Consider the following 16704-nt stretch of genomic DNA (forward strand, 5'->3'; position numbering starts at 1 on the left):
CCCCTTTTCATTTGTATGGGCACGAAATCAGTCAAGCGTCCGCGAGACTTCTTCGCGCTCGAAGATCTCGATGACATCCTTGGGCCGGATATCGTCGTAATTCTCGAAGGCCATGCCGCATTCCTGGCCGGACTGCACTTCGGCAACCTCGTCCTTGAAACGCTTGAGCGTTTTCAGCGTGCCTTCGTGGATCACGACGTTGTCGCGCAGCAGACGCACACCCGCCGAGCGTCGCGCGACACCTTCGGTCACGAGACAACCCGCGACCTTGCCGACGTTGGACACCTTGAAGACCTCTTTGATCTCGGCATAGCCGATAAAGGTCTCGCGGATCTCCGCACTGAGCAGGCCAGAAGCCGCCGCTTTCACATCGTCCACAAGATCGTAGATGACCGAGTAATACCGGATCTCGACGCCCTTTTGGTTTGCCGTGTTCCGGGCAGATGTGTTGGCGCGGACGTTAAAGCCCATGATCGGCGCACCTGACGCTTCGGCGAGACCCACATCCGTTTCGGTGATGGCACCAACGCCCGAGTGTAGTACGCGCACGCGCACCTCGTCGTTGCCGATCTTTTCCATTGCCTGAACGATTGCCTCGGCAGAGCCTTGCACGTCCGCTTTGACGAGGATGGGCAGTTCGCTGACATTCTCGTCGGCCTTGGCGTTCGCCATGAGCTGTTCGAGTGTCGTTGCCGCACCGGCAGCCGCACGTTTGTCCTTGGCCGCTTTCTCGCGGTATTCGGCGATCTCTCGCGCCTGCGCTTCGGTCTCGGTCACGTTCAACACGTCGCCCGCTTCGGGTGTGCCGTTCAGGCCCAGAACCTCGACAGGCACCGATGGGCCAGCCTCTTTCACGCGCTCCCCCTTGTCGTTGATCAGCGCACGGACCTTGCCGTATTGCTCACCCACAACAAAGATATCGCCCTGGCGCAGCGTACCCGTCTGGACCAGAACGGTCGCAACAGGGCCACGGCCCACATCCAGCTGCGCCTCGATCACCGCACCTTGTGCCGCGCGATCAGGGTTCGCTTTCAGTTCCAGAATCTCGGCTTGCAGCGCGATGGCTTCAAGCAGTTCATCCAGACCCTGACCGGTAATGGCTGACACTTCAACGTCCTGCACCTCACCGGACATCTTTTCGACGATGACCTCGTGTTGCAGCAGATCTGTGCGCACCTTGTCAGGCGTCGCATCGGGCTTGTCCATCTTGTTGATGGCCACGATCATCGGCACTTCGGCGGCCTTGGCGTGGTTGATGGCCTCGATGGTCTGCGGCATCACGGCGTCATCCGCCGCAACCACCAGAACAACGATATCCGTCACTTGCGCACCGCGCGACCGCATCGACGTGAACGCCGCGTGGCCGGGTGTGTCGAGGAAGGACAGAACTGCGCCACCGTCGGTCTTCACCTGATAGGCGCCAATGTGCTGCGTGATGCCACCGGCTTCGCCTGCGACAACCTTGGCGTCACGAATGGCGTCAAGCAGCGATGTCTTGCCGTGGTCGACGTGGCCCATGATCGTAATGACCGGCGGACGATCCTTCAGATCCTCTTCGGCGTCGATCACTTCCTTGATGACGTCTTCGACATCGGCATCGGACACACGTTGGACGTTGTGGCCGAATTCCTCGATGATCAGTTCCGCAGTATCCGCATCGATGGTCTGGTTTTGCGTGACCATCATGCCCATCTGCATCAGCGATTTGACAACATCACCCACGCGTTCGGCCATACGGTTGGCCAATTCGGACACGACAATTGCCTCAGGCAGGTTGACCGTCCGCGTGACCTTTTCACGCTCGACCGTACCACCCATGGCTTTTTGGCGCGCGCGCTCCTGCTTGCGCTTCATCGCGGCCATGGACCGCTGGCGGCCACCTTCGCCACCTGACAGCGCCTGGTTCAGCGTCAGTTTGCCCGACCGGCGGCCATCGTCGCCCTTGCCACGCGTGTTGCGTTGCTCGCGCTCGCGGTCCTGCTTGCGCGGCGCGGCAGAGGGCTGCTGGGTCTGCCGTTGTGCCGGTTTTGCCGCGGGCTCTGCCGCAGGTGCGGCGGCCGCAGCTTGTGCAGCGGCTTGCGCCTCGGCAGCCTTGCGGGCGTCCTCTTCGGCTTTGGCGCGGAGGCTTTCCTCGCGCTCTTTTTCTTCGCGTTCCTTGGCCTCGATTTCGGCCCGGCGGCGCTCGCGTTCTTCTTCGCGTGCCTTTTCAGCGGCGGCGCGTGCGGCTGCTTCTTCGACTTCGCGTGCCTTGGCGGCTTGAACAGCCTTCAGGCGGCGCTCCATCTCGGCATCGGAAATGCCTGCGGGACGACGGCTGGGATCACCGCCGGATGCACCACCAGCGCCCGCGGGCTTTGCAGCTCCGGGCTTGGGCACTACGACCCGTTTGCGTTTCGTTTCGACGACGACATTCTTGGTACGCCCGTGGCTGAAACTCTGTTTCACGTTGCCAGGACGTGCGCCACCGCGCAGACCCAATGTCTTTTTTCCGTCAGTATCGCTCAAAGCTCGTCAATCCTTCCCAACGGCCGATGCCGCTGTATTTTCACGCACGCCGCGTAAACGGTTGGCTTCCTCTACAACACGTTGCGTGAGTCCACCAGAGGCGAGCGCCCCATGTATCACAGTTTGGCGGCCAAAGGCCAAACCCAACTCATCGGATGTCAGCCATCCGATATATGTTCCAAAATGCGGCGTACTCAGTTTGGTCTTGCCACGACCTGAACCATCTACCGCTTGTATCAAAACCTGTGCTTCTTCCATTTGAAGCCAGGATTTCACTTTTTCATAGCCTGCCACCGCACGACCGGATTTCCGCGACAGGGCGATCAGATCGACGACGCGGCGCGCCAATTGCCGTTCAACCTCATCCACAAGGTTCTCGGGCACCTGCACGGGTTGCTTGGCCCCCCGCGCAAACAGTTTCTTGTCCACCGCCTTGTCCAGCGCGGCACGATCCGCCGCGACATAGATACCGCGGCCAGGTAACTTTCCTGCGACATCCGGCACGATTTGCGCATCCGGCCCCACCACAAAGCGGACCAACCCGAATTTAGGTTGCACCTCGCCCGTGGCAATGCACTTGCGTTCCGGACCGTCCGACCGATCCTTTGAGGCGCCACCGCGTCCCATGTTGCTGCCCCGAGGCCTGAGATCAGGCCTCGGTCTCCTCTGCGTCGGCTTCGTCCTCTTCGGCAGCTTCCGCTTCCAATTCGGCCGGATCCACCCAACCCAGCAGAATACGCGCCGTCATGACCAACTGCTGCGCTTCTTCCAGGGACACGTCAAAGGGTTCCAACACCCCGTCATCCTTGTGACGCTCGCCATCGACGGTTGTCCAGCCACCGGCCAGTTCCCAATCCGCGCATGTCGCAAAGTCTTCGAGGGTTTTCACGTCGTCCTTGGCCAACGCTTCAATCATTTGGGGTGTCAGCCCGTCAAATTCAATAAGGCTGTCTTCGGCACCCAGGGCGCGGGCATTGTCCAGCGCGGCCTTGGCTGCCGCTTCCAGCACGTCACGCGCACGGGCTTGCAGTTCCTGGGCTGTGCCTTCGTCCACACCGTCGATCACCAGCAGCTCGTCCAGCTCGACGTAAGCGACCTCTTCGAGGTTCGTGAACCCTTCGGACACGAGCAGTTGGGCAAAGAACTCGTCGAGGTCGAGGTTGTCCATGAACAGCTTGGTACGCTCTTCGAATTCGGCCTGACGGCGGGCCGATTCGTCGGCCTCTGTCATGATGTCGATGTCGAGGTTGGTCAGCTGGCTGGCCAGACGCACGTTCTGACCGCGGCGACCAATGGCGAGGCTCAGTTGCTCCTCGGGGACCACAACCTCGATCTTGCCAGCCTCTTCGTCCAGAACCACCTTGCTCACCTCGGCGGGCTGCAATGCGTTCACGAGGAAGGTCGGCTGATCCTCATTCCATGGAATGATATCGATCTTTTCGCCCTGCAATTCGTTCACAACGGCCTGCACACGGCTGCCGCGCATACCCACACAGGCACCCACAGGGTCGATGGACCCGTCATAGGAAATCACGGCGATCTTGGCGCGCGATCCGGGGTCACGGGCGACGGCCTTGATCTCGATAATGCCGTCATAGATTTCGGGCACTTCCATCTTGAACAGCTCGGCCATGAATTCGGGCGCGGTGCGGCTCAGGAAAATCTGCGGCCCGCGCTGTTCGCGGCGCACGTCCTTGATGTAGCAACGGATGCGGTCGTTGGGGCGGTACGATTCGCGGCCGATCTTTTCGTTGCGGCGCAGGATCGCTTCGCCCGCACCCACATCCACGATGACGTTGCCGTATTCTTCGCGTTTGACCAGCGCGTTGATGATCGTGCCAGCACGGTCCTTGAACTCTTCGTACTGACGATCCCGTTCGGCTTCGCGCACCTTTTGCAGAATCACCTGCTTGGCGGACTGCGCGGCGATACGGCCCATCTCGACCGGGGGCACCTCTTCGATCAGCTGTTGGCCGACTTCGGGGTTTTCCATGTATTGCTTGGCCTGCTCGACGGTGAACTCGGCCTGATAGTTTTCAAGCAGCTCATCTTCGACCACCGTACGTACACGCGTGAATGTCGCGCGACCCGTCTTGCGGTCGATGCTGACACGAATGTCCATTTCCGCGCCGTAGCGGGACTTGGCCGCGCGGGCGAGCGATTCTTCCATCGCCTCGATGACCAGCGCGGGGTCGATCATCTTTTCGCGGGCAACAGCCTCGGCGGTTTGCAACAGCTCAAGCTGGTTTGCAGATGTAATGGCCATCAGGTGTCCTCCTCAGACGTGTCAGTCTGTATTTCATCGAAATCGGTTTCGTTCAGCACGCCAGCCGCTTTGCGTTGGCGCAACATTTCCTTGATCAACTCGTCGGTAAGAACGAGCTTGGCATCACTGAGCCACTCGAACTTCAGGCCAATCGTGCCCTCGGTCACGTTGATCAGCACTTCGTCATTCTCAACCCCGGCCAGCACACCCTTGAAGCGGCGGCGCCCGTCGATCAGCTCGTCCGTTTCCAGCTTGGCCTCGTAACCCTCGAACATGTCAAAGTCCTTGAGCCGGGTCAGCGGGCGGTCGATGCCGGGGCTCGACACCTCGAGCGTATAGGCATCAAGGATCGGATCCTCGACATCCAGGGTCGCACTCACAGCCGTGGAAATCGCGCCGCAATCATCCACTTCGATCCCGCCGTCGGGCTTGTCCGCCATGATTTGCAGCGTCGTTTCCTTACCGCTCATCAAACGGACGCGCACCAGCTCATAGCCGAGATCCTCAATCACGGGTGTGATGATCTCGGCCAGTCGGCGGTCAATGGCAGCTTTGGCGATCAGGTCGTTGGTCATGGGTCTTTCAGACACAAAAAAACGGGCGCGCGGCCCGTCGATGTTTCCCGGTGGAGCGTTGGGTTTGGACCCCAGCGCGCCGCTGTTGGAAGGGATATACGCATGGCCGCCCAAAACTGCAAGCCCTTCAGGCCATCCACCACCGTTCCGCCATGCGTAGATTGTCGAGCGGCCAAGTTTTCCCCACCGTCACAGGGACCGCAAGCGTGCGGCTTGCGATATGGGTGGGCGCGTGGTCACCCGGCAATTTCTGGTAGTCACGTGGATCGGAATAGTCATCGAGGGCGGCAACATCCGCCACGTCGACCAGCCCGTCGCGCAGCGCCTCGGCCCGCACGTGGTCCGCTCCGATTTGTACGAATTCAACGCTGTCGAACCAGCCCGCACCCTGCTTCCAGTGATGATCAACCCGAGTGCCAATGAAGTGGCGACCCGCATCCAGCTTTTGCGCATGGTAAAGGCCGGTGCCGCGAATTTCGTAACCGGGTTGGGCAAGAAGGTAGGGCAGGTTGGGATCGGGCGCATCCAGAGTGATCCGAACCGTTTGCGCATCCAGCGCGTCGACACCGGGCATCAACCCAACGACGGCCGATGCATCGAACGGCGTGCCGTCATGAAACGTCGCATTGTCGCGCAGCGTGAAATGCCAAACGCGCGCTTGCGTGTCCGATGACCAGTCCGTCGCCAACTCGCCCCGCATCGTGCCGTCGGCGGCGATTTCGGTGAGGCTGTCAAAGAGCGTTGCATTGACCGCCATGTCAAACAACGCAGGCGACAGCGCCGCGCGCAGACGTCCACCGCGTTGCGGCAACGCCGATGCACCCGTCGCGGCCAGCAAGGCGGCGGCGGCACCGGATGCAAACAAGGCGCGACGGTCGAGACGGGTCATTTCCCTGCAATCCTGTCCATGGTGCGCACCAGTTCAGCCGAAATTCCCGGCTCGGACAAGGCATGGCCGGCATTTCGCACCATTTTCAGTTCGGCCATCGGCCACGCCTGCGCGAGCGCATATGCACTGTCCGGCGGGCAGATCATGTCATAGCGCCCCTGCACAATGGTGCCGGGTATATGCTTGATCCGGCCCGCGTGTGCGAGGATCTGACCATCGAAGTCCAGAAACCCGGAATTGGTGAAATAGTGATTCTCGAGCCGGGCAAAGGCGCGCGCATAGTCGCCGGGGGCCTCTCCGCCCGCGCCGGTCGAATGAATCGAGGCCAGCGCGTTTTCCCACGCCGACCACGCGCGAGCGAACCGCGTTTCCTGCGCCACGTCCCCAGAAAACAGCCGCCGGTGATAGGCACCGATCAGATCGCCGCGCTCGTCCTCGGGCACCAGACCTTCGAACCGGGCCCAGACCTCGGGCCAGAACTTGCCCGCCCCGCCACCATAGAACCAGTCCAGCTCGGACTGGGTCATGAGGAACACGCCGCGCAGCACCAGCTGCCGCACGCGCGCGGGGTGCGATTCGGCATAGACCAAGGACAGCGTCGCGCCCCAACTGCCGCCAAACACGATCCACGCATCGATGCCGAGGGTGCGGCGGATCAGCTCTATATCGTCCACCAGATGCCACGTGGTGTTGTTCATCACCGACGCATGTGGCCGCGACCGGCCACAGCCGCGCTGGTCGAACAGGATGATGCGATATCGCTCCGGGTCGAAATATCGCCGCATCGCAGGGCTGCAACCGCCGCCGGGACCACCGTGGAGCACCACCACCGGCATGCCGTGCGGATTGCCGCATTGTTCCACATAGACGCGATGCCCCTCGCCCACGTCGAGCATCCGCTGGTCGTAGGGGTCGATGGGCGGGTACAGATATTGCACCGCGCGCTTTTGATCACTGTGTTTGTCCATTACTGACCTACATAGGGCGTAACACGCACATGAGCACACGGAGATCGAAATGCAAACGCATCAAACCACCGTTGACCCCGGAGAAATCGCAAAATTCGAAGCGATGGCTGCTGAATGGTGGGATCCGAACGGGAAATTCAAGCCCCTGCACATGCTCAATCCGTGCAGGCTTGACTATATCACGAGCCAAATCGCGGTGGAATTCGACCGGGACAGGACCCAGCCGCAATGCTTTGACGGGCTGCGGATCCTGGACATCGGATGCGGCGGCGGGCTCTTGTCCGAACCGATGGCCCGGTTGGGTGCAACGGTGGTGGGCGCAGACGCGGCAGAGCGCAATATCCCGGTGGCCCAGGTCCATGCAGAGCAATCCGGCCTCGACATCGATTACCGCCACACAACGGCCGAAGATATGGCCGCCGCAGGCGAACAGTTCGACGTTGTTCTGAACATGGAAGTGGTCGAGCATGTGGCCGATCCGCTGAGCTATCTGACAGCGTGCCGGACGCTACTGAAGCCCGGCGGACTGCACATCTGTTCGACGATCAACCGCAACCCGAAATCCTACATGATGGCCATCATCGGTGCCGAACATGTGATGCGCTGGCTGCCCAAAGGCACGCACGAGTGGTCCAAATTCATCACGCCGGATGAACTCTTTGACCTGATGCGCGAGGCGGGCCTCGACCCGGTGGATCGCAAGGGATTTGTGTTTAATCCGCTGACATGGTCATGGTCCCTGTCAGACAAGGATCTGAGCGTGAACTATGTCACGGCGAGCCTGAAGCCCAAAGACTAATCAGACTTCACCGGCCCCATACGGGCGCGCAATTCGCGCAAGATGGGCAGGGTCGCGCGCACGCGATCCTCGCCCAGATTGTCGATGACGTCGCCCACCATGGGGGCAATGGCATTGAGCGCCTGCTCCCGCGCGCGGCGCCCGGCCGGGCTGAGCGCTACCATCTTGCGGCGGGCGTCATCCCAGTCTGGGCGAATGTGCACATAGCCCGCCCATTCGAGGCGATTGAGCGTGTTGGTCATCGCACCCCGGGTGACATTGAATGCCTCTGCCAGCTGCGCGGGGCTGCGTTCACCCTCGTGCCATGCCAGATGATTGAGAACGGAGAAATGCGAGATCTCCATGCCTTTGGGCAATACGCGGCTCAGCCGGTTGCGCACCATCTGGTCCGCGGCCAGCACCTCGCTGAAGAGCGAAATCGCCAATGCGTTTTTCTCTGTGCTCATTCACCTTAGGGGCCGTCAAATTTGCGTGCATTGTCCCGCGACGGGATGCGACGACGCGCGTCGGCCACTGCGTCCATTTCAAGATCGAACATATAAACGCCCGGGCGATCCCCTGCGTCAAGCACGACCTCCCCCCACGGATTGACCGCAAGGCTACGTCCGTACGTGCGCCGCGGCGTATGCAAATTGCTGGAATGCAGGCCCGTTTGTGCCGGGGCAAGCACCCAGGCACCTGATTCAATGGCCCGCGCCCTGAGTAGGCTGTGCCAATGCGCCGCACCCGTCACAGGCGAAAATGCCGACGGATAGGTCAGGATTTCAGCCCCAGACGACACCAGCGCGTCGGAAAGCCGTGGAAAGCGCATGTCGTAGCAAATCGCCATTCCGATCGTTGCGAATGGCGTTTGCGCAATGACAGCACGGGTGCCGGGACGGTATCCCGCAGACTCGCGGTAGGTCTCGGTGTCCGAAATTGCCACGTCGAACATGTGTATCTTGTCGTAGCGGGCAATGATTGCACCATCAGGCCCGATCAGGAACGACCGGTTGGCAAAGCGACCGTCAGGATCACCTGTGGCCAAGGCTAGAGAACCAATCAGCAGATACATACCGCAGTCCGCCGCGACTTCACGCAATGCGCGCAGTGTCTGGTCATCATTTTCTCGGGTCAGGACCTGCCGTTGATGATCGCGTTGTGTGCTGACGCAATTGGTCACTTCGGGTGTCAGAATAAACGTTGCCCCTGCGTCAGCTGCTTGCCGCACCATGTCCGACGTTCCGGCCAGATTGGCGACCGGATCGTCAGAAACGTTCAGTTGCAGCAACGCGGCTTTCATTCAGGCGGCCAGCAGACCGTCGAGCTTGCCAGCACTCTCCAATGCGTAAAGATCATCGCAACCGCCCACATGCGTGTCGCCGATAAAAATCTGTGGCACGGTCCGCCCACCATTGGCACGCTTGATCATCTCGGCCTTCCGGCCCGGCTGGGCGAGCACGTTGACTTCGGAAAAGGTTACGCCCTTTTCTTTCAAGAGCCGTTTGGCCGCATGGCAAAAGCCGCAAAGCGGCGAAGTATAGATTTCGACGGGTTTCATCGTATCAGTCCTTTGACGTCTGGTTTGTCACAGACTTAGGATGTCTTGACCGCCCTTGCCAGTACGCTCACGCACACCTGATCCGCACCGGACGCACGGCAGGCGCGCGTACAGGCGGCCAATGTCGCACCGGTTGTCATCACGTCATCGATCAGAAGAACAACCCTGTTCTGGATGCGGTGCCTTCGGCGGGGAGACACCTGAATGGCATCGGCCAGGATATCGGCGCGCTCTGCTGCTGTCTTGCCATCAAGGGACGGAGTTCTCTGTCTCCGCTCCAGCAGGTCCGGGCACCAGTCCAGCCCGGTGACCTTGGATAACTGTTGCGCAATGAGTGCGGATTGATTGTACCGCCGCTTGGCCAGGCGCGTCCAATGCAGGGGCACCGGTGCGAGCAGCGCGCTTTGCGGCACCAGTTTCTTGATCGCGGGCCGCATCCACAGCGCGGCAGGCCGCGCCACCTCTTGCCGGTCGCCATGTTTGAGGCCGAGGACAAGCTTGCGGCCCATCCCTTTGTACACAAGCGCCGAACGCCCATGATCCCAGGGTTTTGGCGACTTCATGCAGGTATCGCAGTGGGTGTCGGCATCCGTACCCGCACCGGGCAGCGGCGCACCGCACGTGTCACAGCATGTACCGCCAATGAACTCCGCCTGCCCCCAGCACGCCCCGCACAGACCGAAATCGCTGTCCACTGTCGTGCCGCAACCCAGGCAACGCGGCGGATAAATCGCACTCAGCGTTGTTTGCAAGAAGCCCATACTATCCTATTTGACCCCCATGACCCAGCCGGCCCCCCTCACAGACGCGCATGCCCTCGCACTGCACCGATCCCGCGCCAACGCGATGTTCCTGCAAGACATCGCCCGCGACGAGATCGAGGATCGTCTGAAACTGGTTAACAAAACCTTTCAGTCACCTGCTGTTGTGGCTGCATTCCCGAATGTCTGGCTGGGAACCCTGCCGGGATCGATCGTAATCCCGGAGGCCGAAACCCTGCCGTTGGCGGAATCCGGACACGATTTGGTGATCCATGCACTGGGGCTGCACTGGGCCAATGACCCCGTCGGGCAGCTTATCCAATGTAGGCGCGCGCTGCGGCCCGACGGGCTTATGCTGGCCGTGGCCTTAGGCGGGCAAACACTGCACGAACTGCGGAGCGCACTGGCTGAGGCAGAGATCGCTGTCAGCGGCGGGCTGTCGCCACGTGTGGCTCCTATGGGCGAGGTGCGCGATCTGGGCGCTCTTTTGCAACGTGCGGGTCTCGCGCTGCCTGTCGCAGATTCTGTGCCTTTGCGGGTTGAATACACCTCTATGTGGCACCTGATGCGCGATTTGCGCCAGATGGGTGAAGCCAATGCCTTGCAGGCCCGGATGCGACAGCCGACACGCCGCGCGGTGCTGGAACGTGCAGCCGACATCTACGCGGCGGCCTATCCCAGTGAAAATGGAGGCGTTGTCGCAACCTTTGAACTGATCGTTCTGACGGGTTGGGCGCCGGACGAAAGCCAGCCCAAACCCCTGCGCCCTGGATCGGCCCAGGCCCGGCTGGCCGATGCGCTGCATACGGACGAAACGCCACTGTCAGATTGACGCGCACCCAAAACCGTTTATCTCAAGCCCCAAAGAACTGACGAGGAACGCGAGACACATGCTTGATGCCAGCAAAACGGCGGTCCGACCGGCCCACGCCAAAGACGACCACCCGGCGATCCCTCCGGCGCGTGTGGGGATCCTGCTGGCCAACCTCGGCACACCCGACAATTACGACTATTGGTCGATGCGGCGCTATCTGAACGAGTTCCTGTCCGACAAGCGCGTCATCGATTACAGCGCATGGGTATGGCAGCCACTGCTGCAACTGATCATCCTGACGAAACGCCCGTTTTCGTCAGGTGCCGCCTATAAATCGATCTGGAATCACGAAGCGGGGGAAAGCCCGCTGATGACGATTACCAAGGATCAAACGGCCAAGATCAAGGCCGGGATGCAAGCGCGCTATGGCGATCAGGTGATGGTCGATTTCTGCATGCGCTATGGCAATCCGTCGACCAAGTCCAAGGTCCGCGAGATGGTGGATGCCGGGTGTCAGAAGATCCTGTTTTTCCCTCTGTACCCGCACTATGCGGGTGCGACATCAGCCACAGCAAATGACCAGTTCTTTCGCGCCCTGATGGACGAAAAGTGGCAGCCGACCACCCGCACGGTTGAGCCGTATTACCAACATCCCAAATATATCGAAGCTTTGGCGCAGTCGATTGAACGCGCCTATGCCAGTGTCGAGACGCGGCCCGATATCCTTGTGTGCAGCTATCACGGCGTGCCCATCCGCTACCTGATGGAGGGCGATCCGTACCACTGCCAATGCCAGAAGACGACGCGCCTTCTCAAAGAACGCCTGGGCTGGGCAGACACGGAAATCACAACAACATTCCAGTCGAAATTCGGACCCGAGGAATGGTTGCAACCGTACACTGTGGAAGAAGTCGCGCGCCTGGCCGAAGCCGGCAAGAAGAACATCGCTGTTTGCGCGCCAGCCTTCTCGGCTGACTGCATCGAAACGCTCGAAGAGATCAACGAAGAGATCAAGGAAAGCTTTGAACATGCGGGCGGGGAATCGTTCACCTACATCCCGTGCCTGAACGATGATGATGCCCATATCGAAGCGCTGAACACCGTGATCGAAGAGAATCTGAAGGGTTGGCTCGACTGATCAGCTCGCCCGTTCAAACGTAAAAAAGGCGGCACGCGCGTGCCGCCTTTTTAATTTTCAGTGTTTCCGACGATTAGTCGGCAACAGCCGCAGCAACAACGATCAGCAGCAGCAGGGGCAGGATGATGCCGCCCGACGAGCTACGTGTTTCTTCAACAATGACAGGTGCTTCGATGATCGGCTCGGCAGGAGCGCCGGCGAATGCGGTGGAAGCAGCAGCAGTCAGAGCAGCAGCGAGAACGAGTTTTTTCATAGTAACCTCCAAAATCAGCGCGCTGGCATAGTTCGCCAGAACGCACCCAAGACTTACCTCGTAGTTCTGTGTAAACAGCAATGCAGCGCGAATGCAAACCATGTTTCAGAGGGTTAGCCGCCGATCCGCCGCAATGTCGTCAAATTAGCAACACTTGCGTGCCGACATTTGCCATCTCGTACAGCTCTTCGATGTGCTCGTTATAAAGTCCGATGCACCCATTGGACGATTTGCGCCCAATCTTGCGCGTGTCATGTGTCCCGTGGATTCGGTAATACGTCCAGCTCAGGTGCAGCGACCGTGTGCCCAGCGGGTTTTGAGGGCCCGGACCGATATAGTCGGGCCATTCCGGGTTCCGCTGTTTCATCGACGGGGTCGGGCGCCAATCCGGCTCCGGATCCTTGAGAATCACCTGCGTACGGCCGCGGCGGGTCAGATCGTCTGTCAGGGGCACGCTGGACGGGTACAGTTTGTAGACCGTCTGCTCTTCGTTCCAGTAATGCACCGCGCGGCTGTCGATATCGACGAGGATCGCGCCTTTGCGCAGGTTATCGAAATACGGTTGCCAATCCAGCGTCCGAAAGCTGGAGATGTTGCGGCGGGCCGACTGCGTGGGATCGCGCGAGGCCTGACCGGCCGGTATGTTCTGAGCGATGGCGGGCGCACCCAAAAGCGCAGCGGTGCCAGCGATAAAGGCCCGACGCGAGGGGGTGGAAAATGACTTCTTGGACATTGAATGCCTCTCCGAATGTGAATTACTGCCGTCGCGCCATACAATATTGCGCGAAAGCCTCAGTCGCAAATCAAACAGATGTCATCACGCGGCATCACGCCGATGTGCGTTTGTATTGCAACGCGGGACCGGCTATCGCTTTTCGAAACAAACTGAACTGTGTGCAGGTCCCATGCGAATTTTTACCGTTGTTCTTGTTGCCTTGCTGTCACTGGCCGCGTGTACGCCCGCGTCCGGACCGACCCGAACCGATGACGGGCGGCCCTTGCCCAAACTCTACCGTATCCGGAACAACGACACGGCCAAGCTTCAGTTTCGTATGCTCGATTCCGTCAACGCGCTGCGCAGTTCCCAAGGTGCGCCTGCGGTCGAACTGAACCCCCAGCTGAACGCCGCGGCGGCCACGCATTCGCGCGACATGTCCCTGCAAAACCGCCCATGGCATTTCGGATCGGATGGCTCGTCCCCGATCGACCGGCTGGCCCGCGTCGGATACGCTGGCAGCCTTGTGGGCGAAAACATCTCGGAAACCTACGAGACGGAATTGGAAACGCTGGCGGCGTGGATGGAGCAACCTGACACCCGGCGCACCATCCTGTCGCCGCAGGCCAAAGAAATGGGTTTTGCCTGGTTTCAGGAACCCAATGGCAAAATCTGGTGGACGATGGTCATGGGGAATCCGAATGCGGCACCCTTGATCCCAAGCGCGAACCCATCCGCATCGCGGCTCGTGCCCCCGGATGAACCCGTCGACGCGGCCATCGATGAGACCGAAGAAGATCTGGTGGTGATCACCAACACACCGGCCACTTGATCAGGGATTGATCCTGATCGGGGTGCCGTTGCGGACCATGGCATAGACATCCTCCATCTCGCGGTTGGTCACTGCGATGCAGCCCCATGTCCAATCCTCCGTGCCCTTTTTGAACGGGCTGGAGTTACCGTGGATAAAGATGTCGCCGCCGGGAGGCTTGCCCAGTGCAGCCGCCTCCGCTCGGTCGCGGGCGTTCGGATAGGAGATGCCCAGCGACAAGTGGAATTTACTGTTCGGGTTGCGGCGATCAATGATGTAGGTGCCCTCGGGGGTCTTGCCGTCCCCTTCAAAAAACTTGTCGCCAATCGGGGCGAACCCCAGATCGATGTCATAGCGTTTCAGAACCCTGTCGTTATTGAACAGGTACATCTGGCGCGCTTCCTTGTTGACCACGATATAGGTCACGTCGGGCCCGTTATAGGTTTTGAACTTGCTTTGGGTGCATGCACCTAGGCCAAGGGCTGCGGCCCCGCCCATCATCAGATGTCTGCGCTTCATCGAAATCCTGTCCCATAAGATGGTTTTTTATAATTCCCGCGAAAATATCATCTTTTGCCGCCGATAGCCTAGATAAATTCTGCGCTGCCGCGATCACCTGCCCGTGATATTGCGTCAATTGTCGCGATTTTCGCGGGCGTCCAGCTTGGCCTCGATCGCTTCGAGGCGCTGCATCACCGCATCCCGGTAGCTGTCGGTGGCCGCGTTCGTTTCTTCGGCGTGGGCGTCCTGCATCGAATTCACGATCAGACCGACCAGCAGGTTCACCACGGCAAAGGTCGTGACCATGATGAAAGGGACAAAGAACAGCCACGCGTAGGGATAGATCTCCATCACCGGGCGGACGATTCCCATCGACCAAGATTCGAGCGTCATGATCTGGAACAGCGAATAGGCGCTGAGGCCCAGATTGCCGAACCAATCCGGAAAGCTGGCCGCAAACAGCTTGGTCGCCATAACCGCGCCAATGTAGAAGATCAGCGCCATCAAAAGAAACACGCTGCCCATGCCGGGCAAGGCGGTCACGAACCCTTCGACCACCCGACGCAGGCGCGGCGCCACGGAGATCACCCGCAACACCCGCAGAATGCGCAAGGCCCGCAACACCGACAGCCCAGCGCTGCCGGGGATCAGCGCGATACCCACGATCACGAAGTCAAACAGGTTCCAGCCGTTGCGGAAAAACCGGCCACCATAAGCGATCAATTTCAGAATGATCTCGGCCACGAAGATAGTCAGGCACACACGGTCGATCAGGATGATCACCGGACCAGCAAAATCCATGGCCGCCTGCGAGGTTTCAAGGCCAAGCGTGATGGCGTTGACGATGATGACGGCAATGATGAAATTGCTGACCCGCGCGCTTTCCAGCGTGGCGGTCAACCGGGTGCGATCAAACATGTTATCTCCTTTGATCCCGCATATGGGGCAGGAAAAATGCACCGACAAGCTCCACATGCGATGACCAGCGGAATTGATCGATCGGTTGCACCCAATCAAGGCAATACCCCGCATCACACAACGTTTTCGCGTCGCGGGCAAAGGTTTGCGGGTTGCAGGATACATGCGCGATGACCGGCATCTGCGCCGCGGCCAGTTCGGCGATCTGTGCGGCCGCACCCGCACGCGGCGGATCAATGACCGCCGCGTCGAATTTCGACAGTTCATCCGGCATCAGCGGACGACGAAAGAGATCCCGTGCTTCGGTCCTGACGGCCTTGAGGCCTTGGGCATTGCGCCAACCGGTGTCCAGTGCGGCCAACATCTCGGCATCGCTTTCGACGGCCAGCACCGATGCGTTCTGCGCCAGCGGCAGTGCAAAGGTGCCGCATCCGGAAAAGAGATCCACAACCGACTTGGCGGATGAAAGGATGTCCGTCACCAAATTGGTCAGCGTCTCCTGCCCGTGCAATGTGGCCTGAAGAAACGCGCCCGGCGGTGGCACAACGCGTGCAGCGCCAATCGCGTGCGACGGCGGGACGCGCATCCCGATCAGTTCGTCATCCCAGGTCAGACGCGCCAGTTTGTGATCCTCGCACACCCGCGCAAGCGCGATGCGCAATGGACCATCCAGCGGCTTGCCCCCCGTAACGGCGACGTCCAGACCGTCGAGGCTTTCAGTAACCGTTACCGCCAGCGCACCCTTGCGGCTGGTGCCCACCAGCGCCAGCGCATTTGCAATGTCAGGCGCGGCGCCCAGCGCGGGTGTGATCAATGTACAGTTCGGTACCGGAATGATTGCGTCTGATTTGCGCGCATGGAAACCGGTCGTCGCGCCCTTTTTCGTACGTCTCGCGGCAAAGCTGGCGCGTCGGCGCGACCGGTCTGGCGACGTGAGCGTCTCGCGCACCGTCGTTTCGACCCCCTGTACGGCGAGGGCCGTCTGGACGATCTGGCGCTTCCAATCGGCAACAAATGCGTCGCTTGCATGTTGCAGCTGGCACCCGCCACAGGATTTGAAATGCGGGCACGGCGCCTGCACCCGATCCGCAGACGGGGCTTCGATTCTGATCTCGGTCAGCGTGTCGCCGTCGACCACGCCGGTGACCGTTTCGCCCGGCAGGGTCAGGGGCGCATAGATAGGGCCCGGGGCCACGCCGTCCCCTTGCTGACCCAGTCGCTCAATTTTCAATGTTGTCATGGTCTTTGCTC

At 60.3% G+C, this 16704-nt stretch carries 19 protein-coding genes; 4 read left to right on the forward strand and 15 right to left on the reverse strand.

The genetic code is table 11. The features are described from left to right. Positions 1–27: 27 nt before the first annotated feature. From infB to pip, 6 genes are all read right to left on the reverse strand, one after another. The gene (infB, locus tag Q0949_RS12000; RefSeq protein WP_299372261.1) at positions 28–2505 is read right to left on the reverse strand and encodes a translation initiation factor IF-2; all 2478 of its coding nucleotides are present in this window, start codon (positions 2503–2505) and stop codon (positions 28–30) included. 6 nt (positions 2506–2511) lie between these two features. Then, positions 2512–3132 (reverse strand): RNA-binding protein, encoded by a 621-nt coding sequence (locus tag Q0949_RS12005; RefSeq protein ID WP_299372264.1) that lies wholly within the window; start codon positions 3130–3132, stop codon positions 2512–2514. Between the two features lie 22 nt (positions 3133–3154). Continuing rightward, positions 3155–4771 carry a transcription termination factor NusA gene (gene nusA / locus Q0949_RS12010; RefSeq protein ID WP_299372267.1) on the reverse strand — a complete coding sequence of 539 codons (1617 nt, stop codon included), beginning with the start codon at positions 4769–4771 and terminating at the stop codon, positions 3155–3157. Then, a complete protein-coding gene (rimP, locus tag Q0949_RS12015) occupies positions 4771–5346 on the reverse strand; it encodes a ribosome maturation factor RimP (RefSeq protein ID WP_299372269.1) in 576 nt (191 codons plus the stop codon). Before rimP ends, nusA begins: the two co-directional genes overlap by 1 nt. 127 nt (positions 5347–5473) lie before the next feature. After that, entirely contained in the window at positions 5474–6235 is a 762-nt protein-coding gene (locus tag Q0949_RS12020; RefSeq protein ID WP_299372272.1) for an ABC transporter substrate-binding protein, read from the reverse strand. Beyond that, entirely contained in the window at positions 6232–7203 is a 972-nt protein-coding gene (gene pip / locus Q0949_RS12025) for a prolyl aminopeptidase (RefSeq protein ID WP_299372275.1), read from the reverse strand. Before pip ends, Q0949_RS12020 begins: the two co-directional genes overlap by 4 nt. Positions 7204–7252: 49 nt before the next feature. Between pip and ubiG the strand changes: the two genes are divergently transcribed. After that, positions 7253–8002 (forward strand): bifunctional 2-polyprenyl-6-hydroxyphenol methylase/3-demethylubiquinol 3-O-methyltransferase UbiG, encoded by a 750-nt coding sequence (ubiG, locus tag Q0949_RS12030; protein ID WP_299372278.1) that lies wholly within the window; start codon positions 7253–7255, stop codon positions 8000–8002. Here ubiG and Q0949_RS12035 read toward each other — a convergent pair. Genes Q0949_RS12035 through Q0949_RS12050 form a run of 4 tightly spaced genes read right to left on the reverse strand, consistent with a single transcriptional unit; the run spans position 7999 to position 10303 of the window. Further along, a complete protein-coding gene (locus Q0949_RS12035) occupies positions 7999–8448 on the reverse strand; it encodes a MarR family transcriptional regulator (RefSeq protein WP_299372281.1) in 450 nt (149 codons plus the stop codon). The two genes, ubiG and Q0949_RS12035, sit on opposite strands and share 4 nt — an antisense overlap. 5 nt (positions 8449–8453) lie before the next feature. Continuing rightward, positions 8454–9284 carry a carbon-nitrogen hydrolase family protein gene (locus tag Q0949_RS12040; protein WP_299372284.1) on the reverse strand — a complete coding sequence of 277 codons (831 nt, stop codon included), beginning with the start codon at positions 9282–9284 and terminating at the stop codon, positions 8454–8456. Further along, positions 9285–9542: a glutaredoxin 3 gene (grxC, locus tag Q0949_RS12045; protein WP_299372287.1), complete on the reverse strand. Its 258-nt coding sequence runs from the start codon at positions 9540–9542 to the stop codon at positions 9285–9287. It abuts the gene before it with no gap. Positions 9543–9577: 35 nt separating this feature from the next. Further along, entirely contained in the window at positions 9578–10303 is a 726-nt protein-coding gene (locus tag Q0949_RS12050; RefSeq protein WP_299372290.1) for a ComF family protein, read from the reverse strand. Between the two features lie 19 nt (positions 10304–10322). On the opposite strand from Q0949_RS12050, the gene Q0949_RS12055 reads away from it, so the two are divergent. After that, complete coding sequence (locus Q0949_RS12055) at positions 10323–11135, forward strand: methyltransferase domain-containing protein (RefSeq protein WP_299372293.1); 813 nt, start codon at positions 10323–10325, stop codon at positions 11133–11135. 58 nt (positions 11136–11193) lie between these two features. After that, entirely contained in the window at positions 11194–12255 is a 1062-nt protein-coding gene (hemH, locus tag Q0949_RS12060) for a ferrochelatase (protein ID WP_299372296.1), read from the forward strand. 73 nt (positions 12256–12328) lie between these two features. On the opposite strand, the gene Q0949_RS12065 is transcribed toward hemH, so the two are convergent. Next, positions 12329–12508 carry a hypothetical protein gene (locus tag Q0949_RS12065; protein WP_299372299.1) on the reverse strand — a complete coding sequence of 60 codons (180 nt, stop codon included), beginning with the start codon at positions 12506–12508 and terminating at the stop codon, positions 12329–12331. A gap of 139 nt (positions 12509–12647) precedes the next feature. Then, positions 12648–13241, reverse strand: a complete 594-nt coding sequence (locus Q0949_RS12070) for a L,D-transpeptidase (RefSeq protein WP_299372302.1) — start codon at positions 13239–13241, stop codon at positions 12648–12650. Between the two features lie 172 nt (positions 13242–13413). Here Q0949_RS12070 and Q0949_RS12075 point away from each other — a divergent pair, with 172 nt between their 5' ends. Then, on the forward strand, positions 13414–14055 hold the full coding sequence (locus tag Q0949_RS12075; protein ID WP_299372304.1) for a CAP domain-containing protein: 642 nt from the start codon (positions 13414–13416) through the stop codon (positions 14053–14055). Here Q0949_RS12075 and Q0949_RS12080 read toward each other — a convergent pair whose 3' ends face one another. The 3 genes from Q0949_RS12080 to Q0949_RS12090 all read right to left on the reverse strand — a co-directional run bounded on the left by Q0949_RS12080 (position 14056) and on the right by Q0949_RS12090 (position 16693). After that, the gene (locus Q0949_RS12080; RefSeq protein WP_299372307.1) at positions 14056–14553 is read right to left on the reverse strand and encodes a L,D-transpeptidase family protein; all 498 of its coding nucleotides are present in this window, start codon (positions 14551–14553) and stop codon (positions 14056–14058) included. A 114-nt stretch (positions 14554–14667) separates the two neighbouring features. Next, positions 14668–15453: an ion transporter gene (locus Q0949_RS12085; protein WP_299372310.1), complete on the reverse strand. Its 786-nt coding sequence runs from the start codon at positions 15451–15453 to the stop codon at positions 14668–14670. 1 nt (position 15454) lies between these two features. Then, a complete protein-coding gene (locus Q0949_RS12090; protein WP_299372313.1) occupies positions 15455–16693 on the reverse strand; it encodes a class I SAM-dependent RNA methyltransferase in 1239 nt (412 codons plus the stop codon). Positions 16694–16704 lie beyond the last annotated feature (11 nt).

Origin of the sequence: uncultured Tateyamaria sp. (assembly GCF_947487805.1) — a bacterium.
GTDB lineage: Bacteria > Pseudomonadota > Alphaproteobacteria > Rhodobacterales > Rhodobacteraceae > Tateyamaria.